The organism is Sphingomonas sp. (assembly GCF_041661825.1).
In the GTDB taxonomy this organism is placed as follows: Bacteria; Pseudomonadota; Alphaproteobacteria; order Sphingomonadales; family Sphingomonadaceae; genus Sphingomonas.
In genome coordinates, this window is record NZ_JBAZTU010000002.1 from 158,411 (window position 1) to 179,355 (window position 20,945).

The 20,945-nt window shown below is 66.2% G+C and carries 25 protein-coding genes; 12 read left to right on the top strand and 13 right to left on the bottom strand.

Annotation, left to right across the window (positions count from 1 at the left end; all coding sequences use genetic code 11):
* The first annotated feature begins 132 nt into the window (after positions 1 to 132).
* On the top strand, positions 133 to 600 hold the full coding sequence (locus WC729_RS07790) for a hemerythrin domain-containing protein (protein WP_372851304.1): 468 nt from the start codon (positions 133 to 135) through the stop codon (positions 598 to 600).
* Here WC729_RS07790 and WC729_RS07795 read toward each other — a convergent pair.
* Positions 597 to 1,106 carry a hemerythrin domain-containing protein gene (locus tag WC729_RS07795; protein WP_372851306.1) on the bottom strand — a complete coding sequence of 170 codons (510 nt, stop codon included), beginning with the start codon at positions 1,104 to 1,106 and terminating at the stop codon, positions 597 to 599. The two genes, WC729_RS07790 and WC729_RS07795, sit on opposite strands and share 4 nt — an antisense overlap.
* A gap of 231 nt (positions 1,107 to 1,337) precedes the next feature.
* On the opposite strand from WC729_RS07795, the gene WC729_RS07800 reads away from it, so the two are divergent.
* The 3 genes from WC729_RS07800 (at position 1,338) to WC729_RS07810 (ending at position 3,636) form a co-directional block, all read left to right on the top strand.
* Positions 1,338 to 2,336: a phosphatase PAP2 family protein gene (locus WC729_RS07800; protein ID WP_372851308.1), complete on the top strand. Its 999-nt coding sequence runs from the start codon at positions 1,338 to 1,340 to the stop codon at positions 2,334 to 2,336.
* 65 nt (positions 2,337 to 2,401) lie between these two features.
* Entirely contained in the window at positions 2,402 to 3,223 is an 822-nt protein-coding gene (locus tag WC729_RS07805; RefSeq protein ID WP_372851310.1) for an alpha/beta fold hydrolase, read from the top strand.
* Complete coding sequence (locus WC729_RS07810; RefSeq protein ID WP_372851312.1) at positions 3,220 to 3,636, top strand: cupin domain-containing protein; 417 nt, start codon at positions 3,220 to 3,222, stop codon at positions 3,634 to 3,636. The genes WC729_RS07805 and WC729_RS07810 overlap by 4 nt, the downstream gene beginning before the upstream one ends.
* Here the strand turns inward: WC729_RS07810 and WC729_RS07815 are convergent.
* The 6 genes from WC729_RS07815 to WC729_RS07840 form a co-directional block, all read right to left on the bottom strand.
* On the bottom strand, positions 3,633 to 4,088 hold the full coding sequence (locus tag WC729_RS07815) for an OmpA family protein (protein ID WP_372851314.1): 456 nt from the start codon (positions 4,086 to 4,088) through the stop codon (positions 3,633 to 3,635). The genes WC729_RS07810 and WC729_RS07815 overlap by 4 nt on opposite strands.
* A gap of 53 nt (positions 4,089 to 4,141) precedes the next feature.
* Positions 4,142 to 5,365: a diguanylate cyclase domain-containing protein gene (locus WC729_RS07820; protein WP_372851316.1), complete on the bottom strand. Its 1,224-nt coding sequence runs from the start codon at positions 5,363 to 5,365 to the stop codon at positions 4,142 to 4,144.
* Positions 5,362 to 5,907 carry a YfiR family protein gene (locus tag WC729_RS07825; protein ID WP_372851319.1) on the bottom strand — a complete coding sequence of 182 codons (546 nt, stop codon included), beginning with the start codon at positions 5,905 to 5,907 and terminating at the stop codon, positions 5,362 to 5,364. Before WC729_RS07825 ends, WC729_RS07820 begins: the two co-directional genes overlap by 4 nt.
* A 212-nt stretch (positions 5,908 to 6,119) precedes the next feature.
* Positions 6,120 to 7,673, bottom strand: a complete 1,554-nt coding sequence (locus WC729_RS07830; RefSeq protein WP_372851321.1) for a tryptophan halogenase family protein — start codon at positions 7,671 to 7,673, stop codon at positions 6,120 to 6,122.
* Between the two features lie 2 nt (positions 7,674 to 7,675).
* Entirely contained in the window at positions 7,676 to 8,173 is a 498-nt protein-coding gene (locus WC729_RS07835; RefSeq protein WP_372851323.1) for a type II toxin-antitoxin system VapC family toxin, read from the bottom strand.
* Complete coding sequence (locus WC729_RS07840; RefSeq protein ID WP_372851325.1) at positions 8,173 to 8,421, bottom strand: type II toxin-antitoxin system Phd/YefM family antitoxin; 249 nt, start codon at positions 8,419 to 8,421, stop codon at positions 8,173 to 8,175. Before WC729_RS07840 ends, WC729_RS07835 begins: the two co-directional genes overlap by 1 nt.
* A gap of 227 nt (positions 8,422 to 8,648) precedes the next feature.
* Here WC729_RS07840 and WC729_RS07845 point away from each other — a divergent pair, with 227 nt between their 5' ends.
* Both WC729_RS07845 and WC729_RS07850 read left to right on the top strand, forming a co-directional pair.
* Positions 8,649 to 10,025 carry a cation:proton antiporter gene (locus tag WC729_RS07845; RefSeq protein ID WP_372851327.1) on the top strand — a complete coding sequence of 459 codons (1,377 nt, stop codon included), beginning with the start codon at positions 8,649 to 8,651 and terminating at the stop codon, positions 10,023 to 10,025.
* Between the two features lie 68 nt (positions 10,026 to 10,093).
* Entirely contained in the window at positions 10,094 to 11,308 is a 1,215-nt protein-coding gene (locus tag WC729_RS07850; protein ID WP_372851329.1) for a hypothetical protein, read from the top strand.
* Here the strand turns inward: WC729_RS07850 and WC729_RS07855 are convergent.
* Positions 11,305 to 11,643: a hypothetical protein gene (locus WC729_RS07855; protein ID WP_372851331.1), complete on the bottom strand. Its 339-nt coding sequence runs from the start codon at positions 11,641 to 11,643 to the stop codon at positions 11,305 to 11,307. The genes WC729_RS07850 and WC729_RS07855 overlap by 4 nt on opposite strands.
* A 124-nt stretch (positions 11,644 to 11,767) precedes the next feature.
* On the opposite strand from WC729_RS07855, the gene WC729_RS07860 reads away from it, so the two are divergent.
* Positions 11,768 to 12,265, top strand: coding sequence for a pyridoxamine 5'-phosphate oxidase family protein (locus WC729_RS07860; RefSeq protein WP_372851333.1), 498 nt, complete (start codon positions 11,768 to 11,770; stop codon positions 12,263 to 12,265).
* 248 nt (positions 12,266 to 12,513) lie between these two features.
* A complete protein-coding gene (locus tag WC729_RS07865; RefSeq protein ID WP_372853280.1) occupies positions 12,514 to 13,857 on the top strand; it encodes an MFS transporter in 1,344 nt (447 codons plus the stop codon).
* On the opposite strand, the gene WC729_RS07870 is transcribed toward WC729_RS07865, so the two are convergent.
* From WC729_RS07870 to eno, 5 genes are all read right to left on the bottom strand, one after another.
* A complete protein-coding gene (locus tag WC729_RS07870; RefSeq protein ID WP_372851335.1) occupies positions 13,854 to 14,477 on the bottom strand; it encodes a cytochrome P460 family protein in 624 nt (207 codons plus the stop codon). The genes WC729_RS07865 and WC729_RS07870 overlap by 4 nt on opposite strands.
* Positions 14,478 to 14,540: 63 nt before the next feature.
* A complete protein-coding gene (locus WC729_RS07875; protein ID WP_372851337.1) occupies positions 14,541 to 15,533 on the bottom strand; it encodes a GlxA family transcriptional regulator in 993 nt (330 codons plus the stop codon).
* Entirely contained in the window at positions 15,530 to 17,260 is a 1,731-nt protein-coding gene (locus WC729_RS07880; RefSeq protein WP_372851339.1) for a DUF885 domain-containing protein, read from the bottom strand. Before WC729_RS07880 ends, WC729_RS07875 begins: the two co-directional genes overlap by 4 nt.
* Before the next feature lie 92 nt (positions 17,261 to 17,352).
* Positions 17,353 to 17,667: a septum formation initiator family protein gene (locus tag WC729_RS07885; protein ID WP_372851341.1), complete on the bottom strand. Its 315-nt coding sequence runs from the start codon at positions 17,665 to 17,667 to the stop codon at positions 17,353 to 17,355.
* Between the two features lie 74 nt (positions 17,668 to 17,741).
* The gene (gene eno / locus WC729_RS07890) at positions 17,742 to 19,019 is read right to left on the bottom strand and encodes a phosphopyruvate hydratase (RefSeq protein WP_372851343.1); all 1,278 of its coding nucleotides are present in this window, start codon (positions 19,017 to 19,019) and stop codon (positions 17,742 to 17,744) included.
* 146 nt (positions 19,020 to 19,165) lie between these two features.
* On the opposite strand from eno, the gene WC729_RS07895 reads away from it, so the two are divergent.
* From WC729_RS07895 to WC729_RS07910, 4 genes are read left to right on the top strand one after another with little or no spacing between them, the layout of a single operon-like run.
* Positions 19,166 to 19,759 (top strand): hypothetical protein, encoded by a 594-nt coding sequence (locus WC729_RS07895; protein WP_372851344.1) that lies wholly within the window; start codon positions 19,166 to 19,168, stop codon positions 19,757 to 19,759.
* Positions 19,760 to 19,779: 20 nt separating this feature from the next.
* Positions 19,780 to 20,139, top strand: coding sequence for a phage holin family protein (locus tag WC729_RS07900; protein ID WP_372851346.1), 360 nt, complete (start codon positions 19,780 to 19,782; stop codon positions 20,137 to 20,139).
* A complete protein-coding gene (locus tag WC729_RS07905) occupies positions 20,136 to 20,513 on the top strand; it encodes a DUF3618 domain-containing protein (RefSeq protein WP_372851348.1) in 378 nt (125 codons plus the stop codon). The genes WC729_RS07900 and WC729_RS07905 overlap by 4 nt, the downstream gene beginning before the upstream one ends.
* Complete coding sequence (locus WC729_RS07910) at positions 20,510 to 20,929, top strand: hypothetical protein (protein ID WP_372851350.1); 420 nt, start codon at positions 20,510 to 20,512, stop codon at positions 20,927 to 20,929. Before WC729_RS07905 ends, WC729_RS07910 begins: the two co-directional genes overlap by 4 nt.
* Positions 20,930 to 20,945: the final 16 nt, after the last annotated feature.

Genomic DNA, 20,945 nt, shown 5'->3' on the forward strand with positions numbered 1-20,945 from the left:
CTTCACCACCGCGCTTCGGATGCATTTTTGTATTTGGGGAGAATTGGCTGGCTACGTATTTTCACGATGCCCCCCGTCAACACCTTGGTTGCCGTCCTTCCGCTAGCGTGGAGCCAACACAAGGGGAATTGAATGCCGATCGCCAAGCTGGAAGCGGAGCACCGCCGGGTCCTGGAAATGGCGGATACGCTCGACGCCATGGCCGCCGGCCCGTTTCCCGAGGCGCCCGGCATCTTCACCCAGAAGCTGTGGAGCTTCACGCGCGAGGTGATGGCTCATCTGTCCAATGACGAGGCGCTGGTGGTGGTGCCGTTGATGGACGACCGGCGCCCGCATATCGCACAACTCGCCGTCCAGTCGCTTGCGCAGCTCCGCGCCCTGCACGCCGATTTCGAACGCCACATGGCGGACTGGAAAGGTCTTCCCGGAGCAGAGGACTGGCCGGGTTATCGTCGCAGCGTCCAGACGCTCATCCGGCGCCTGCGTGCCCGCGTCGCGGCGGAGGAATCGGGCATCTATCACTTCATGCCGGTGCAGCGGGTCGATCGGCAGCCCGATCTCCCCGCCAATTGCACCGGCGCAGCCTCGAAAGCGGCCTAGACCGTCACTGTCTCGAGCGTCGTCGTTTCGGGCTTGGGCAGGCCGGACGCCTTGTAGGTGGCGATCAGCTCCTCCTTGCGGGCACGGAGTTGGTCGCCCAGCGCATCCATGTCGAGCCCGGCATGCCGCGCCTGGGAGAACATGCCTTCCATGCGCTTCTCTTCCTCCTCGACATGGTGCTCGATCTGCTCGGACAGCACCTTCACCTTCGCGTCGTAATAGTCATCGTCGGGGCTGCCCGCTTCGATCTCGGCGATCAGCACCTTCGCCCCGTCATGCTCGACATAGGCTTCCTTGAGCAGGTCCTCCTCGATCTTGCCCTCGCAGGCCGGATAGAAGATTTCCTCCTCGATCTGGGCATGGACGGTCAGCTCGAGGCAGATCTGCATCGCGATCTTCTGCTTCTTCGCGGATCCGGTCGCGCTTTCGAACTGCTCGAACAATGCCTCCACGGTGCGGTGATCCGCCTTGAGGAGAGCGATTGCATCCTGTTTCGTATCGGCCATGAGAACCTCCTGTTTGTCGCGGGATCAACCGCAGCGCAGAGAGTTCGTTCCGCGATCTCAACCTGTTGCGAGTCGTTAGCGGCCGGCGTTGATTCAGATCAGGTCGCTTGCCTCCGATCGACAAGTTCATGCAGACGTCACGGACAGTTCACGCTATCGTCGGCACATCACGGCGATCGTGAATCACATCACAGGCTCGCCGCTCACGGCGCCCCCATCCGAGGCACGCGCTTGCTCCACTTCTCCCGATCGACCTTCCGGACCGCCCGCCTCCAGAACGCCTCACCAACCAGCGCCGCCGCCCATGCGATCCCTGGCACATGGGTAACGGCCGGCACCCTGCTCAGCCTCGCCGCCCTGATCGCGCTGATGGCGTGGCAGGACCTCCGGATCGATCCCTGGGCGCGCAGTACGCTCGCCTTCTCCGCGCTGGGCATCGCCGCCGCCACCACGCGCTACGCGCTGCGCCATCCGCCGACCAAGGGGCGCCGTATCGCGCGCGACGTGGCCGAGTATTTCGGCCTGTTCACCCTGATCTCGCTGATGGGCGCAACCGCGACCTATCCGCTATCGGCCGGCAGTCACGGCTTCATCGATCCCACCTTGCAGCAGATCGATGCGATGCTGCGCTTCAACTGGATCGCCTGGTACGATCTGGTCGCAGCGCACCGCTCGCTGCAACTGCTCGGCATCGCCGCCTATCAGAGCATCTTCGTGACGCCCGTCATCCTGCTCGGCTATTTCGCGTGGCACGACCATCGCGGCGCGGCGCGCTCGTTCATCGCGTCCTTCTGGCTCGCCGCGGTCATCTCGCTGATCCTGTTCCGCTTCATTCCGGCGGAAGGACCGCTGGCGTTCCTGTGGCGGGGCCCGATTCCCTATATGCCGGTCAGCCAGCTCTCCGAGTCGACGATCATTCCCGCACTGCGCCTCCACGCGGTGAGCCATGTCGATCTCGGCGACCTGCGCGGGCTGGTGTCCGCGCCCAGCTTCCACACTGCCAGCGCGGTGCTCTACATCGCCGCCGCCTGGCCGTTCCGCCGGCTGCGCTGGCCGCTTACCATCCTCAACGTCGCGATGCTGCTCTCCACCCCGGTCGAGGGCACGCATTACCTGTCGGACATGATCGCCGGGGCGTTGGTGGCCCTCATCGGGATAGTGGCAGTCCGGCTGGTGGCAGTACGTCGCTCATCCTTAGGGATAATGGATAGAGTCGTCATGCCGACCTAGATCGTGGCCATCGCGGACGGGGGCCCCGGCCCGCGATCATCTTCATTCCCCGAGGAGATACCGCCATGAGCACGATCACGACCAAGGACGGCACCGAAATCTTCTACAAGGACTGGGGCACCGGACAGCCCATCGTCTTCCATCACGGCTGGCCGCTCGCGTCCGACGACTGGGACGCCCAGATGCTGTTCTTCCTCGCCCAGGGCTTCCGCGTGATCGCGCATGACCGCCGCGGCCATGGCCGGTCGAGCCAGCCATCCTTCGGCAACGAGATGGATACCTATGCCGATGACGTCGCCGAGCTGACCGCAGCGCTAGACCTGAAGGACGCCGTCCATATCGGCCATTCGACCGGCGGTGGCGAAGTCGCTCGCTATCTCGGCCGTCACGGCACGTCGCGCGTCGCGAAGGCCGTGCTGATCGGCGCAGTGCCGCCGATCATGGTCAAGAGCGACACCAACCCCGAGGGCACGCCGATCGAGGTGTTCGACGGCTTCCGCGCGCAGCTCGCCGCCAACCGCGCACAGCTCTACAAGGATGTGCCGTTCCCCTTTTACGGCTATAACCGCGAAGGCGTGACGCCCTCCCAGGGCATCATCGATCATTGGTGGCTGCAAGGCATGATGGGCTCGGCCCAGGCGCATTACGAGTGCATCAAGGCTTTCTCGGAAACCGATTTCACCGAGGATCTGAAGAAGATCGACGTGCCCTGCCTGATCCTGCACGGTGATGACGACCAGATCGTGCCGTACAAGGACGCGGCGTTGCTCTCGGCCAAGCTGGTCCAGCAGCCGACCTTGAAGATCTATCCGGGCTATCCGCACGGCATGTGCACCACGCATCCCGATGTGCTGAACGCCGACCTGCTGGCCTTCATCAAGGCATGACCGACGCCACCGCCCTCATCGCCCGGCTGGGGCTGGAGCCCCATCCCGAGGGCGGGTGGTATCGCGAAACGTTTCGCCAGCCCGCGTCCGACCAGGGCCGTGGGCTGGCGACGGCGATCCTGTTCCTGCTCGATCTCGGCCAAAGCTCGCACTGGCACCGCGTCGACGCAGCGGAGCTGTGGCTGTGGCACGCCGGCAGCCCCTTGCGACTGCTGATCGACGACGGCACGGCGCAGGAACATCTGCTCGGCGGCGACGTGCTGGCCGGCCAGCTTCCCCAGGCGATCGTCCCGGCCAATGCCTGGCAGGCGGCGGAGGCGCAGCTTGGCTGGGCGCTGGTGAGCTGCATCGTCACCCCCGCCTTCGAATTCTCCGGCTTCGAGCTCGCTTCGCCCGGCTGGTCGCCCCGCTAGGGCGCTGCGATCAGGATCACGACTCGGCGGTTCTCCTGACGGCCCGCCGCGGTCGCGTTGGTGTCGATCGGATAGCGTTCGCCCAGCCCCTCTACCAGGACGTTGCCGCGCGGCATGCCGCCCGAGGCCATCGCATCGGCCACGGCCGACGCGCGCCGCACGGACAGCGCATCATTGTGCCGCACGGTCCCGGTATCGTCCGCATGCCCCTCGACCTGCGCGCGGCGAATCCCGACCGCTACCAGCCTGCCGGTGATGCGGCGAATGATCGTCACCTGTTCCGGCCGAATGTCGCCCTCATCGGTCGCGAACAGCAACCGGTCCTGCATGCCGAACTCCCAGCCGCGCGGCGTCTTCACGAAGCCGTCGGAGCGGAGCGCAGCAATCTGCGCCCTGGTCCAGCCGCCATGATTGGCCATGGTCTGGCATGCCGCCAGCAGCAACAGGCTCATGCCGAGCAACATCCTCGGAAGCAGTCGTGGCATCATGGTCGAACCGTCCTTGATCATGATCGTTGCGTGCGTGCCAGTTTGCTGGCGTACATCCCGGCATCCGCCGCTTCGAGCAGCGCCGTCGCATCCCTGCCGTCCTCGGGGAACACCGCGGCCCCCACGCTCAGCCCGAGAACGAGCGCCTCGCCCGAGGACAGCGCGATCGGTTCCGCCATGCGCTGGGCCAGGCTATCGCATATCCGCGTGACGGCCTCGCGACCGCTCGGCGCGGGCAACAGCACGGCGAACTCATCGCCGCCGAGCCGTGCCGCGATGTCCTGGGCTCGCACTGATGCCTTCAGCCTTGCCGCGATCTCCACCAGCACATGATCGCCCGCCGCGTGGCCATAGCGGTCGTTCACGGCCTTGAAGCCGTCGCCGTCGAGATAGAGGATCGCAAAGGGTTCGCCGTCGCTGAGCCCCTGCTCCAGCGACACAGCGAGACGATGCTCGAAATCGGCTCGATTGGGCAGGTCGGTCAGCGTGTCGTGCCGCGCCTGGTGGCTCAACTCCTCATGCTCGCGCCGCAGATGCGCGTGCCATTTGTCCAGCTCGCCGAGCAGGGCGTTGAAGTCGTCACCCAGCGCGTCGATCTCCGCGATCTCGGCTGGCGGCGCGCGGCGGCCGAAGCTGCGCTCTTCCCGTACGCTGTGCGCGACGGCCGCGATCTCCCGCAGCGGGCCGATCACGCTCTGCTGAAGCCGGCTGGCCAGGAAATGGGTCGCGATCGCGGTGATCACAAGGCAGGCGAGCGCCCCCGCCAGGCCGCTGCGGATATAGCCCGCGACCACCGTCGGGTCGCCGCGCACCCGCACTTCGCCGATCGTGACACCGCGGTGCACCACCGGCGCCGTGACGATGGTCGGGAAGACCAGCCGCTCGGTCAGCCCGTCGATCCCCAGCATGTCGCGCTCCTCGCGCCCATGCCCCAACCGGACCAGCTCGCGCCCGCCCCGCGACGCAACGACGGTGATCTCGGCCACGCCATTGGCGGCGGCGAGCGGCGCGATGCTATCGCGCGCGGCATCCGGATCGTCGAAGATGACCGCCGGCGCGACGGTGTAGCTGGCCGATTGCGCGATCAGGTGCAGATTCTGCTGGGCATAACCCGCGATCGTCGCGAAGCCCGCCAGCAGCACCGTCAGCCCGGCCATGCCGACCGCGAACAGCGTGACGCGAAAATGTACCCGCGCGAGCACCGCGCGAAGCGTCGGGAGCTGGCGCGGGGCGGCGCTCACGACTCATCTCCATTGGCATCCGACAGGCGCAGCACGCGGGGGTCGACCCGCACCGTCCCCCGCGAAATGGCATCGACGCTGAGCCGGAACGATATCTCCAGCGGGTCGATCTCGAGGCAGAACATCGCGCCGCCCCGGCACGAGGGATCGGACTCGGCGATGGACAATACCCCCCGGCCACGAATCGAGGCGATCGCACGCTGGCTACCACCAGCCGCCATCGTGCCGAGATAGAGGACGTCGCACCCCTGGCCGACCGTCGTGGCCCCGACCGCAAGATAATTGACCGAGACGGTGCGCCCGACGACCTGACCCGCCTCATCCAACCGGCCGGCGAAGCGCGCCTTGCCCATCACGCACAGCCGTGTCGCCGCGACGGGCTCGCCCGGCCAGCGCGTATAGCTGATGATCCCGCCGACCATGCGCGCGACAGCCCGGGCCTGCTGGTCGGGGCCGGGTGCGATCCGGGTCCGGACGGGGAAGCCCGCAGCGGTCGGCAGCGTCGAGAACAGGTACGCGATCAGCGCGATCGGGGTCAGCATTGCGGCAGCCCTGCCACACGCACGACCGCACATTCCCGAAGGAGGTTCGCGGATCGCGTAAGGTGGATGGCTGGGCTGGACAACAGGCTGGATGAACTTGGTTACGCAACTGGTTACGATATCGTCACAGCCTTACAGGCGCCTGCCGACGACTGGCAAGCGCATCCAGCACTGCCCGGCCGGCAATGCGACGAAACCGCAGTTGGGAGGTCTCAGCCCGCGCCATTGATCTGCTGGATCAGCGCGCGGTGCGGCGGCAGGTCGAGCGTCGCGCGCTCGCCGAAATTGCGGATGCGCGCGAAGGTCTTTTCCGCCGCGCCGACATTCGGGAAGTCGCTGCGGCTCGGCGCCAGGTCAGTCCTGAATTCCATGCCGTAGAGGATGTACTGGTAGTTGAAGAAGGCGAAGGATTCGAGGTCGAGCGTGAAGTCGAACCGCCCGGGCGGCCGGTGCCGCCACTGGTCGAGCATCTCGGTCAGGCGTTCGGGGATCGAGGCCGGGTCGGCATTGTCGCGCCAGAAGGGCTCGCTGCGCTGGCTCAGGCAATAATGCAGCTTCAGGAAATTGACGATATTGTCGTAGCGCGCGGCCATCAGCTCGTTGAAACGCCGCGCCGGGGCGTCGATCGGGCCGTTGTGCGGGAACATCTCGGCGATCATGCCGATCGCTGCCTCGATCACCAGCACCCCGGTCGATTCGAGCGGTTCCAGGAAACCGCCCGACAGGCCGACCGCGACACAGTTCTTCACCCATTGCCGCTCGCGATAACCCGGCTCGAACAGGATCCGGCGCGGTACGATCTCGTCGGCACCCGGCCCGATATAGTCGCGCAGGATCTCCGCGGCGCGATCGTCCGACATATGGTCGCTCGAATAGACGCAGCCGATTCCGCGCGCACCGTTCAGTCCGATGTCCCAGGTCCATCCCGCCTCGTGCGCGGCGGCGATGGTGTAGCTCTCGATCGGAGCGTCGGGCCGTTCATACGGGATCTTGCAGGCCAGCGCCCGATCCGTGAACAGGATCGATCGGACCGATTTGAACGGCACCTTCAGCGCACGCCCGATCAGCTCGGCCCGGAATCCAGTGCAGTCGATATAGAGATCGGCCTCGAGCCGGCCCTGCTCGGCCGTGACGACATGGTCGATCGCGCCGGTCTCGCCGACCTCGACATGATTGACCAGGCCCTGGAGGTGTACCACGCCGAGTTCGCGCGCGCGCTCCGCCAGGATGTTCGCCAGCATCGTCGCGTCGAAATGATAGGCATAGCTGAGCGGGCCGGAGAAATCGCCCTCGCCCGGCCCCTTGGGTCCGCGTTGCGCCTCGGCCACGCGGTTCTGGATCGTCATCGCCTCGGCGAAGGGCCGGCGCGTCTTCTCGTCCTGCAACAGCCAGTAGGGCACGAGGCTCACGCCCTCGACATGGAAGGGCGCCTCGAACGGATGGAAGAAATGGCTGTGCTCCCCCTCCTTCGGCGTATGCACCCAGTCGACGAAGCGGATGCCCTGTTTGAAGGTGGCGGAAGTCTCGCGAATGAACCGGCTCTCGTCGATGCCGATGAATTGAAGCGTGCTCCGGATCGTGGGGAACGTGCCCTCGCCCACCCCGATGATGCCGATCTCCGGCGATTCGAGCAGCCTGATCTCGAGCCGTTCGTTGCCGGATAGCTCGAGGAACTTGGCGAGATAGGCCGCCGTCATCCAGCCGGCCGTGCCGCCGCCGACGATCAGGATGCTGCGCTTCCGGTCCATGCTGCCGTCTTGCCCCATGATCATGCCCTGACGAACAGGTTTTTGAGCCAGAGTGGCCCGGCCTTCGCCGCCTGGCGCCAGTCGCCATCCTCGTCGGCCGCCTCGGGCGTGTAGGTCCAGGGGTTCAGCAGCTTGACCCGGCCCGCCTTGAACGCGCCGGGATAGCGAGTCGCCAGGGTGAGCCCGTGTTCGACGGCGGTCGCGGCGAGCAATCCGTCGCGCGGGTCGGTGAAGGGCAGTTGGCCGCGCCGCCGCACGATCGCCGTATCGACCGGCAGGATGCGCCCGTCGAATGCGCCGAGCACCTGGTTGTCGATCCATTGGCGCAGTGCGGCCCCGGCAGCCTTGTCGCGCTTCGCCGTCCGCGCCACGCCGCTGTCCAGCTCGAGCAGGGTCAGCGCTGAAATGAACAGGCTTTGCCGGGCAAGCCCCGCAGCCCAGCTCGCGAAGCACGGGTCGGTCTGCCCGGCGCGCGCGTTGCGCAGCTCGAAGACCACGCCGGTGTCGAGCAGATACATCAGCCGATCCCCTCATGCCGGGTCCACGCTTCATGGGCACTGCCTGCCAGGTCGATCTCCGGCAGGTTCGGCATCGCCAGCAGGTCGACGATCGTCTCGGTCTGGCCGGTAAGCTGTCGGAAGGCGTCGATGCTCATCAACACGTGAGTCGGTTTGCCGCGATCCGTGACGAACACCGGTTCGAGTCGCGCCGCCCGCTTCGCAGCGGTCACATCCTGGTTGAAATCGCGGCTTGAGACGAGCTTCATCGTGCCGATTCCCATACCTACATCACTACAATGTTCACGCTAACTTGTAGGTACATTACTACTCTGTGTCGACTTCGCAACACCTCAGAGGCTCCGGCCGGAAAAATGACAGCGTGAGGCATCCCGGCTGCATTTTCCAGTTGCGCCGGACATATGATTTCGCCCCCATCATAAGCAGGCAACTGGAATTGCCGCGGGAAAGACCCGAAATTCAGGAGGGGGAATTCATGGCCGAAGGGGTCATCAACAGTATCTGGTCGACGGCGAGCGGCATCTTGTCAGCGCATGGTCCGGCCGTCCCGGCATCAGCCGCGAGCTATACGCCGGGCGACTTCAGCGTTCATTTCTTCCTTCAGCTCGCGGTCATCCTGCTCGCCTGCCGGGTCGTCGGCTGGGCCAGCAAGAAGTTCCTCGGCCAGCCCCAGGTCGTCGGCGAGATGATCGCCGGCGTGATCCTCGGGCCGTCGCTGATCGGCCTGCTGTTCCCGGGCCTGCAGGGCGCGATCTTCCCCAAGGAAACCCGCAACGTGCTCTATGCCGGGTCGCAACTAGGCGTCGGGCTGTACATGTTCCTGGTCGGTACCACGCTCCAGCTCGACAAGTTCAAGTCGAAGGCGAAAAGCGCGATGAGCGTGTCCTTCGCCGGCATCGCCGCGCCGTTCCTGATTGCCTTCCTGATCACACCCTTCCTGCTCGGCGTGCCGGGCCTGTTCGCGCCGGGCATCTCCACCGCCAATGCGACGTTGTTCATGGGTGCCTGCATCGCGCTGACCGCTTTCCCGATGCTCGCCCGGATCATCAACGAACGCGGCCTTGCCAATACCTCGCTCGGCACGCTCTCGCTGACCGCCGGCGCCTTTGACGATGCCGTTTCGTGGTGCGTGCTGGCGGTCGTGCTGGCCACCTTTGGCGGTGGACCGGGCGTGGCCGTGCTCGCGATCGGCGGAGGCCTTGCCTATGCGGCCTTCATCATCATCTTCGGCCAGCGCCTGCTGGCGCCGCTCGGCCGCGCGGTCGAGCGCGCCGGGGAGATGAGCATCACCGTGCTCGCCATCACCCTGATGCTGTTCTGCATGTCCGCTTTCCTGATGGACGCGGTCGGCATCCATGCGATCTTCGGCGGCTTCATCCTGGGCGTGGTCATGCCGCGCGGCCTGTTCGTCGAGGAACTCAAGAAGAAGGTCGAGCCGCTCGCGGTCGTCCTGCTGCTGCCGATGTTCTTCACCTATTCGGGTCTCAACACCCGGCTGGACATGGTCAACTCGCCCACCTTGTTGCTGATCGCGCTCGGCGTGCTTGCCGCGTCGATCCTGGCCAAGGGCGGCGCCTGTTATCTCGCGGCACGGTTCGCGGGCGAGGACAACCGGACCGCACTCGGCATCGGCGCGCTGATGAACTCGCGCGGACTGATGGAGTTGATCATCATCAATATCGGCCTGCAAAAGGGCATCATCGGCCCGACGCTCTTCTCGATGTTGGTCCTGATGGCGATCGTCACGACGATGATGGCCGGGCCGCTGTTCGAGCTGGTCTATGGCCGCGAAGCGCGCGCCTCCGGCGAACTCGGCGCAATCGATGGCGGCCTCGTCGCCAAGCCGGCCTGAGAGCTTCTCCCCTGGAGCGGGCGGTCCCACCCCCGCCCGCTCCATTTTTCCGGATCGAAGGATTGCCCATGAGCAAGACGATGACGCGGGCCCTGGGGCTCGCGGCACTGGGCGCCTGTGCTCAGACCGCCCACGCGCAGGACGTGACGCTGAAGCCGCTGATCGACGCACGCCTCCGTTACGAACATGTCGATCAGGACGGCATCGCCGACCAGGCCGACGCCGCCACGCTCCGCGTCCGCAGCGGCGTACAGGCGAGCACCGGCCCCTGGTCGGCGCTGGTCGAGAGCGAAGCGACGATCGGCATCGCCAATCATTACAATGACGGGCTGAACGGCCGCCCCCTGCCCTTGGTCGCCGACCCGCAGAATATCGAGATCAATCGCGCCCAGATCCGCTACGCCGCCCACAAGGCAAGCATCACCGCCGGGCGGCAGGTTCTCGACCTAGCCGATCAGCGCTTCGTCGGCCCTGCCCCCTGGCGCCAGAACGAGCAGACCTTCGACGCGGTGCGCGTGACCTGGGCGGGCCTTCCCCGGCTGAGCATCGACGCCAGCTATGTCTGGAGCGTCCGCACCGTGAACGGGATCGACGGCACCGGCGCGCGGCCGACCGCGATACCGGGCAGCAACTGGTTCGGGCTGGTCAGCTATACGGCGCCGATCGGCACGCTCACCGGCTTCGCCTATCTCGTCGATCAGAATCTGGCAGCGGTGCAGGGCTTCCGCCTGTCGAGCCAGAGCTACGGGGTCCGCTTTGCCGGCAGCCGGCCGATCGCCCCGGGATGGAAGATCGGCTATATCGCCAGCGCCGCCCGGCAGAGCGATTATCGCCGCAACCCGAACCGCTATGCCGCGAGCTATTATCTCGCCGAAGCCAATGTCAGCGGCAAGGTGCTGGCAGCGACGGCGGGCTATGAGGTGCTCGGTGCCGATCACGGCACGGCGCTGACCAGCTTCCAGACGCCGCTCGCCTCGCTGTTCCGGTTCCAGGGCTGGGCAGGCAAATTCGGCACCACGCCGCCCAATGGTATCCGCGATCTCTACGGGACGCTCGGCGCCAACTGGAAGACGAAGGGGCTGATCAGCGGCGTCGGTCTCGGCGCGACCTGGCACCATTTCGACAGCGACCGCCTGTCGCAGCATTATGGCGATGAGCTCGACCTGCTCGCCCAGGCCAAGCTGAAGCGCTTCACCGTCGCGGCGCGACTCGCCCGCTACAAGGCCGACCGGTTCCAGACCGATACGACCAAGGGCTTCCTGTCAGTGGAGTGGGTGCTTTAGGCCGCTTCGACCGCGATCAGCGCTTCGACATATTTCGAGTCGTTAGCGTGGAACAGCGTGCTCGCGGGGAATTCGCGCTCGATCAGCTTCAGCTCGTTGAGCCCGGCGAGCTTGAACGTGCCGATCTTCTCCTCGCGCGGCGGCTTGCCGTCCTTCTCGATCGCCACGGCGTCGATGAACAGGTCGCCATGCTTCGTGTAGATCACGTGCGGCGCGAGCGTCATGGTGACGCGGTTGTAGGTCGCGACCACGCAGCGCTTGCGCACGATCGCCTCGAAAATGGTCGGGACCGGGCCCGCCGGGGCCGCCTTGTCGCTTTCGATGGGTAGCTTCATGGATATAGTCATACAATAAAATGCTGCATCGCAGCAAGTGCAGATCGACGAACCGAGTGCCCGATTTGGGGGAACCTCGGCAATTCCCCACCCGTTCGGACGCGGCAACATGAAGGAAACCGCCATGCCCGACACCCAGGACATCACCGCCAGGTTCTGGAAAGCGCTCCGTTCCGACATGACCCTGATGTTGGGTCTCGACGGCGTCGAGGACGGCCGCGCCCAGCCGATGACCGCCCAGCTCGACGGCGACGGGGATCACGGCCCGATCTGGTTCTTCACCTCGAAAGAGGCCGATCTGACGAAGGAACTGCGCGACGGCCACGGCAACCGCGCGCTCGCCCATTTCGCCTCCAAAGGGCATGATCTGTTCGCCAGCATCCATGGCAGCCTGTCGCTGTCCGAGGATCGCGGGGTGATCGACCGGCTCTGGAATCCCTTCGTCGCTGCCTGGTTCGAAGGCGGCAAGGACGATCCCAAGCTCCAGCTGCTTCGCCTCGATCCGGACCGCGCACAAATCTGGCTCAACGGCTCGAGCCTGTTCGCCGGCGTGAAGACGCTGCTCGGCCGCGATCCGAAGCAGGATTACAAGGACAAGGTCGCCGAAGTCTCGCTCGCCTGAGCATCGCACTTCCCCCGGGGGCGGCGCACCAGCACCGCCCCGGTTAGAAAAATTTCCCACAGCCGCCGATTTTGTCGCATAGGCCGCGCGTGACGACTCCGCCCTCCCCTCCCGCGGACACCGGCGCCGCCGGGACTTCAGGTGCGCAAGGCTATGCGCTCGGCTTCTTTCGCCGCCAGCAGGAACCCGACAAGCACAATACGGGCGATGGCCTCCCGCTGCCGCGCCGCTATGTCGCCATTGCCGCCATGTCGTTCGGCTCGGCGCTCGTCATCATCGACGGCGGCGTCGCCAATGTCGCCTTGCCGACCATCGCCCGCGATCTGGGCGTCGGGCAGAGCGCGGTCGTCTCGGTCGTCACCGTCTATCAGGTGATGCTGGTGATGCTGCTGCTGCCCTTTGCCGGCCTCGGCGAACGCATCGGGCTGAAGACCGCCTATCAGGCCGGCCAGGCGATCTTCACCATCGCCACGATCCTGTGCTTCTTCGCGAAGAGCCTCCCCTTCCTGCTGATCGTGCGCGCCGCGCAGGCGATCGGCGCCGCCGGCGTGCTGAGCGTATCCTCGGCGCTGATCCGCCAGATCTACCCGTCCAACCAGCTCGGCCGAGGGCTCGGCATCAATTCGGTCGTGGTGACCAGCTCGGCCGCGATCGCACCCACGCTCGGCGGCCTGATCCTGTCCGTCGCACCCTGGCCCTGGGTATTCGCCAGCGCGGTACCCTTCGCGCTCGCCAGCCTGGCGCTGGGCCGCGCAATCCCCAATCCACGCGCGCGCCATGCGACGTTCGACGTGTTCGGCGCGGTGCTCTGCGCCGCGATGTTCGGCCTGGTGATCGGCGGCCTGGAAAGCATGGTGCATGGCGACAGCCCGGTCGTCTCCGCGGCGATCGTGCTGGTCGGCGTGCTGGTCGGCATCTATTTCGTCCGGCGCGAGCGCGGCGAACCCAACCCGATTCTGCCGATCGACTTGCTGGTCCGCCCGGTGCTGGCCTTGTCGGCAATCGGCGGGTTCATCGCCTTCACGGCGTCGATGACCCTGCTCATCTCCACACCCTTTCGCCTCCATGCTTTGGGGTTCACCGCCGCGGCGATCGGCGCTGCGATCGCGCCCTGGCCGCTCACCAACATGATCGTCGCGCCGGCGGCGGGTTTCCTGTCGGACCGGGTGCCAGCCGGCATCCTGGGCGGCATCGGCATGGCGATCTCGGTTATCGCCCTCTCGCTGCTGGCCTTCATGCCTGCGGATCCCACGCTGTTCGATGTCGCCTGGCGCATGGCGCTGTGCGGATCGGGCTTCGGCCTCTATCTGCCGCCCAACGCCCGGCTGCTCGTCGGCTCCGCCCCGCGCGAGCGTGCCGCCGCGGCGGGCGGCCTGGTCTCTACCGTCCGCCTCTCGGGCCAGACCACCGGTGCAACCCTGGTCGCAGCGCTGCTCGCGCTCGGCATCGGCGAAGGCCGCATCCCGCCGATGGTGTCGGCCAGCCTCGCCGTGATCGCCGGCCTGTGCAGCATCGCCCGCCTCCGCCCCTCGATCCGCAACCCGAGTCCGGAAGAGGCGGAGAACGTCCAGCCCGAGGCGCAGAACCGCTAGGGTTTGGCCACTGCCTTCTCGTTCGCGAGGTAATTGGCGCTGAGCGTCGCGTGCGTCGTCGCGACGGGCAGCAGCGTCGGGTAGAATTGCACGAAGGTCGTATCGACCGCCGCATTCGCCTGGTGGCAGGCATAGCAGCTCGCGTCGTAACCGATCATCGCCGCGGGCTTCTTCCCGTCGAAGCCGAAAAAGCCCCAGCCGCCCTTGAAGCGTTTGCTGTCATGGACATGCGCTTCGATCGCCAGCGGCTCGCCCGACTGGAAGGCACCGCTCTTGTTAATCGATCCCTTCGAGGTGCTGCCGCGAATCTCGAGCACCAGCACCGTCCCCTCGGGCCAGTGCCCCGCCTTCACGAAGGCGGCATGAGCTTGCGGATTGACGAAGACATTGTCGAACGGCCCCTCTGGCGAGGCAGCATTGGCGGTGGCGTTATAGCTCATCGCATGGCCCGAGGTGAGGAAGGTCCAGCTGCGATAATCGGCCGGAAACAGCATCTCGCCCTTGTCGTTATACTGCGCCGCGTTCCCGGCCCCAGGCGCGTCGGGCACCTTCGCCAGGGCGACCGACAAGACGAGGACCGCTGCAGCGCCCGCCGGCACCAGATATCGTCCGAACCGCATGCCATCCTCCCGCCTCGACCAGACGAGAGGCATAAGGCGCAGCCGGGCGCGCAAGGATGTCGACTATCCTGCCATTCCGGACATGCGCCGCCGGTCGCGCGTCACTTCGGGCGGCTCGCCATGCGCGCGCGCATAGGCGCGGCCGAACGCATCGGGGCTGCGATAGCCAGTCAGCCGCGCGACTTCGCCAACCGGCACCGCGCTCGCGCTGAGCATGTCGTGCGCCGCCGCCAAGCGCAGTCGCATCACCAACGCACCGGGACTCTCGCCCAGCCCTTCCCGGAACATGCGCGACAATTGCCGTTCTCCGATCGCCGCGCGTTCCGCAAGCGCCGGCAGCGACAGGTCGGCATCGAGATTGCTCCCGATCCACGCCACGAGATCGGCCAGCCGCCGCGGCGCCCGCGCCTGGGCGCGGAGCGGCTCGGAGAATTGCGCCTGCGGCCCGGCGCGCATGCTCGGCACGACCATCTCGTGCCCGACCGCCAGCGCCAGGGTCGGCCCCAGATCGGCGCGCACCATCGCCAGCGCCAGGTCGATGCCGGCGCAGACCCCACCCGAGGTGAAGCACGGCCCGTCCTCGACATAGATGCAGTCGCTCTGCATCCGGATCGCCGGGAAACGCCGCTGCACATCCGCGATGAAGCGCCAGTGCGTCGTCGCCCGCCGCCCGTCGAGCATACCGGTCGCAGCCAGCCCGTAGATACCAGTACAGACGGATGCGATCCGCCGGGTCGTCGCCAGCCGCGGCATCAGCCACGCCACCACCGCCGCATTGACCCCGGCATCGCGCAGGCCCGCCCCGCCCGGCACGATGATCGTGTCATAGGCGGGCGCATCGGCGAAGGTGCAGCCGGGCAGGATCCGCATGCCCGCCTCGGTCGTAATCGGGTCGAGCGACGCGGCGACGACGTCCACCGCATAGGCCGGCCGCACCGGATCGGCCGCTGCGGCGGTGGCGAACACTTCGAGCGGCCCGGTCAGGTCGAAACCGTTGACCTGGCCGAACCCGATCAGGCCGATCCGCCGTGCGACGGAAAGGCCGGACCCGCTCAAAACACCGCTTTCCCGTCACCGCCCATCATTGCCTTGCGCACCAGCGGGATCGGCGGACCGCCATAGCTCAGGAACTGGTCGTGGAACGCCTTCCACCCCTGTCGCCCGCCATGAGTCGCGGTCCAGTCGTCGCGCAGCTTGCGGATCAGCAACTTGCCCATCGTGTAGTTGAGATAGGCCGGATCATAAGTGCCGCGCGCCGCCTGCTGCCTGGCATTGCCCTCGTCCTGATAGCATTCGTCGCGGAACATCCGGTACGATTGCTCCTGGGTCAAGCCGCGCGCATGCAGTCCGATCGCCGAGAGATAACGGCAATTGCGCAACAGCGCGTTGGAGAGCTGGCCGACATGAGTCTCCGGGTCGCCATTGTTGAGGCCCGCATCCCACATCATCTCCTCCGCATAATGCGCCCAGCCCTCGGCATAGGCATAGCCGACGAACAGCCGCCCGAAGAGCGACGGCGACTTGTTGGCATGGCGGAACTGCAGGAAATGCCCCGGCATCACTTCGTGCACCGAGGTGAACAGCAGGTCCATCTTGCCGGGCACGAACGCGTCCTGCACTGCCTTGGTCCAGGTCGGATCGGGCGGCGAGATATAATAGACCGAGGGGATGCCCTTCTCGAACGGCCCCGGCGGATCGATATAGGCGGAATTCTGCCGGTTATAGGGCGGGCTCTCCTCGACCAGCGCCTGTTCGGCATCGGGGATCGAGACGATGTCCTTCGCGATCACGAAGGCCTTGAGCGTCGGGATCTGCCGCCGTGCCTCGGCGACCGGCCCGCCCTCGGGCTTGTTGGCGTTCATCTTGGCCATGCAGGCGGGGATCGTCGCGCCCGGCGCGAACGTCGCACAGGCCGCCGTCAGCGCATCCTGGTTGCGCTTCAAATCCGCCTTGCCCGCCGCTTCGAGCTGGTCGAGCGGCACGTCGACGCCCTCGGTCATCTTGACCATGCGCGAGAATTTGTCGGCGCCCAGCGCAAAGTCCTGCGTCGCCGTGGCGCGCTGGCCATCGAGATAGCCGGCCAGATCGTGCATCGATTTGGCCGCGGCACCCGCCACCTGGTCGAACTCGTCCTGCAATGCCGGGCTCTTCACGCCGGCGAATGCCTTCTTGGCGTCGCCGGTATAATAATCGGCGAAACCGTTGAAGCCCGCCACGCCGTAATTGATGAAGCTCAGCGGCATCGGCGTCTTCAGGTTCGCGCGGATGTTCGCCGCCGCGCCCGGGATCTGGCGCAGGAACTTGATCATCGCCTTCATCCGCGTCGGCGCATCGGCATAGTTGCGTGCGATATAGACGTTCGGGTCGAGCCCGTTGCCGATATACCAGGCCGGGCTGGTGTGCGGCTGGTCGGCATCGGTCAGCCAGAACAGCTTCCCCTCGGCGACATTCACCAGATAGTCGCGCTCGAACGCATCCTGCTTGCTCAGCTTGCCCGCATCGAAGGCGGATGCCTTGACGACCGAAGCGCGCAGGAAATCGGCCTGGCGCTTCAGCCCGGCCTCGCTCCAGTCGGCCAGCCCGCCGTCGAAATCATGCCGTCCCTGATAGACCGCATTCGCCGGATCGAGCTTGAACCAGCCTTCGATGAACGCATCGCGAAACGCCGGCCAGTCGGTCGTCGGCAACGCCAGCTCGGCATCGTTGGTGATGGGCTTCGTCCCAGACGGCCCGCAAGCCGTGACCGCCAGCAAGGCGATCCCGGCAAGCAATATCCTGCGCATACCCGCTCCTTTTGATTCGTCTATGGCGGGATGCTGGCAGGTTGAATCGAGCCGCGCCAGCCCGTCGCAGGGCCGTCTGAAGCGCGGAGCGGCTATTTGCCCAGGTCGACGATCATGTCGTCAGGGTGCACCACGTTGAGCTTCTTGCGCGCCAACTCGTCGACCATGTCCGGATCGGCATGGCGCGGATCGAGCAACGCGACGCGGTTCTTCAGCTCGGCGCGCTGCTGCTCCAGCACGGCAAGGTCGCTCTGGCGCTTGTCGAGCTGGCGCTGGATGTCACCGTACGCGAGCGCGCCGTTCGGACCCATGATCGCATAGCCGCCGAAAAACGCGCCCACGATCAGCAACGCAGCCGGCGGACCGGCGCGGCGGAGTAGGGTGCGAAAGGTGGAACGCCTGGCCATTCCACGATTCTCGCAGGTCGCGACTCGTGGATCAAGCAGGAATTTTACCTACTCAACCTGAATCAAGCACATAATTACGCCCGCAGAATCGAACGCCCCGCATAGACCGCCGCTTCGTCCAGTTCCTCCTCGATCCGGATGAGCTGGTTGTACTTGGCGAGCCGGTCCGAGCGCGCGAGGCTGCCCGTCTTGATCTGCCCGCAATTGGTCGCGACGGCCAGGTCGGCGATCGTCGCATCCTCGGTCTCGCCCGAACGGTGCGACATGACCGCGGTATAGCCCGCGCGGTGCGCCATCGACACGGCCTCGAGCGTCTCGGTCAGGGTGCCGATCTGGTTGACCTTCACCAGCAGCGAATTGGCCAGGCCGTCCTTGATGCCCTGCTTCAGCCGCTTCGGGTTGGTCACGAAAAGATCGTCGCCGACCAGCTGGACCTTGTCGCCGATCAGGTCGGTCAGCGCCTTCCAGCCCACGAAATCGTCCTCGGCCATGCCGTCCTCGATCGAGAAGATCGGGTAGCGGCGAGTCAGGTCGGCGAGATATTCGGCCATCTCGTGGCTGGAGAGGATCTTGCCCTCGCCCGAAATGTCGTAGCTACCGTTCTTGAAGAACTCGGTCGCGGCGCAGTCGAGCGCAATCATCACATCGTCGCCCGGCGTATAGCCCGCCTTCTCGATCGAGCTCATGATGAAATCGAGCGCATCGCTGGTCGAGGCGATGTTCGGCGCAAAGCCGCCCTCGTCACCAACCGATGTCGCCAGCCCCTTGTCGTGCAGGCCCTTTTTCAGCGTGTGGAAGATCTCCGATCCGCAACGCACCGCCTCGGCGATCGACGAAGCGCCGACCGGCACGACCATGAATTCCTGGAAATCGATCGGATTGTCGGCATGCTCGCCGCCATTGATGATGTTCATCATCGGCACCGGCAGCACATGCGAGGAGACGCCGCCGACATAACGATAGAGCGGCAGGCCGCGCGCATCGGCCGCTGCCTTGGCGACCGCAAGGCTGACGCCGAGGATCGCGTTGGCACCAAGCCGGCTCTTGTTCTCGGTGCCGTCCAGTTCGATCATCGCGCGGTCGACATCGCTCTGATCCTCGGCCTCGAGCCCGAGCACCGCATCGGCGATCTCGGTATTGACCGCCTCGATCGCCTTCAGCACGCCCTTGCCGAGATAGACGCTCTTGTCGCCGTCGCGCAGTTCGACTGCCTCATGCGCCCCGGTCGACGCGCCCGAGGGAACGGCGGCGCGGCCGAACGACCCGTCATCGAGCAACACGTCGACTTCCACGGTCGGGTTGCCCCGGCTGTCGAGGATTTGGCGCGCATGGATGTCGATGATTGCGGTCACGTTATGATCCTTCTAACGATTGAGGCCCCAGGCAGACGGGCGTGCCTCTATCGGCTATCATCGGCGGCGGCAAATCGTCTCGATCGATGGAACCGCGGACTGTGCTGACCGGTTGAAGTTGGACAAGCGAGGAAAGGGCAACAGCAATGGCTGACGAAACTCCGAAAGGCCCCAAGCCGGCCAAACCGGTGAAGAAGGCCGCGACCACCGCTACCCCGCGAAAGGCCGTAGCCGCCCCCAAGGCCTCGCCTGCCGCAAAAACCGCAAAGCCGGCTCCCAAGCCGGCCAAGCCGAAGAAAGGCCCGACCGTGGACACCACTGCAGATACCGCCACCCCACGCTTCAAGGCCGAAACCAAGGCCGCGACCCAGACGCTGAAGGACAGCGCCTCGAAGCTGACGAAGGACGCCGGCGACAAGGCCCGCGCTTATGCCGAGGACGGCAAGGCCCGTGCCGGCGGCGTGCTCGACGAGCTGGCCAAGATGATGACCGAGGCCGCCGGCACCGTCGACGAGAAGGTCGGCCCGCAATATGGCCAGTACGCCCGCACCGCCGCTGACGCGGTTTCCGGCTTCTCGGAATCGATCAAGCAGAAGAATCTCGACGATCTGATCGAGGATGCGCGCGGCTTCGTGAAGAAGAGCCCCGCCGTCGCGATCGGCACGGCCGCCGCGATCGGGTTCGTGCTGGTGCGGCTGATCAAGTCGGGCCTCGATGCCGCCGACCGCGACGACGCCTGATCGACAGCCCCGGGGGGAACATGGCCGAGCGACCGCCGGAAGAGCATGACAGCAACAGCATCGCGGCCCTGTTCTCGCGCCTGATCGACGATGCCGAGCGCTTCGTGCGCGCGGAGATCAGGCTGTACCGTGCGCAGTTCCTGAGCCGCGTCGGCGAGGCGCGAACCGCGATCGTGCTGGGCCTGGTCGCGCTGCTGCTGGCGCAGTCGGCGATGATCGCGACGGTGCTCGGACTGCTGCTGATCCTGCGTCGCCCGCTCGGCGAGGTCGGGGCGACCATCCTGGTCGTCGTCCTCTCGCTCGGCGTTGCCGCGCTGCTCGTCCGTCTCGCCATCGCCAAGGTGCGCAAGATCACCGACATCCCGGACAAGCCCGAATGAGCCCGCCCAAAAACCTTCCCGAAGCGATCGACGACGCCACCGATCTGGCATCGGCGAAACGACGGGCCACCGCGGCACGGGCGCGACTGGCGGGGACGCTCGTCGATCTCCAGGCCCGGCTCAACCCGAAGGCGCTTGCCCGCGAAGCGATCGGGGAGTTGAAGGAGGCGGCACAGGAAATCGGCCGGGATGGCCTCGAAAGCCTCAAGCGCCACCCGCTCACTCTCGCCGGCGGCGCGGCGGCAGTCGGCCTGCTTCTCGCCCGCGGGCCGCTCAAGCATCTCATCGAGGTCTATCTCGATGAAACTCCCGAGCCTCCCGCGAGTTTGAAACCCAAACGGGCGCGTGCCCGACGGAAAGGACCCTCCGAATGAACGCCCCCACCACCGACAAGCCCGCCACCGCGAAGCCGACTCCGCGCACCGCCGCCGAGAGGGCGCTCGACACGACACGCGACACCGCGCGCGAAGCCGTCCGCCGCACCGCCCAGGGCATCGAGGCCAATCCGCTCGCCGTGCTGGTCGGCGGCGTCGCGATCGGCGTGCTCGCCGGCGCGGTGATCCCGCGCACCGAGCAGGAGGGCAAGCTGCTCGGCCCGGTCGGCAAGCGCCTCACCGACACTGCCGCCGGCGCCGCCCAGGCAGCGAAGGAAGCCGGCAAGGCCGAGCTCGACGCGCTCGGCCTCAACAAGGACGCAGCACGCGATCAGGTCGGCAAGCTGCTCGACGGTGTGGTCAAGGCATTGTCGAGCGCCGGATCGGCCGCTGCCGCCAAGGCTTCCAGCAAGTAACAAAAAGCCGCTCAGG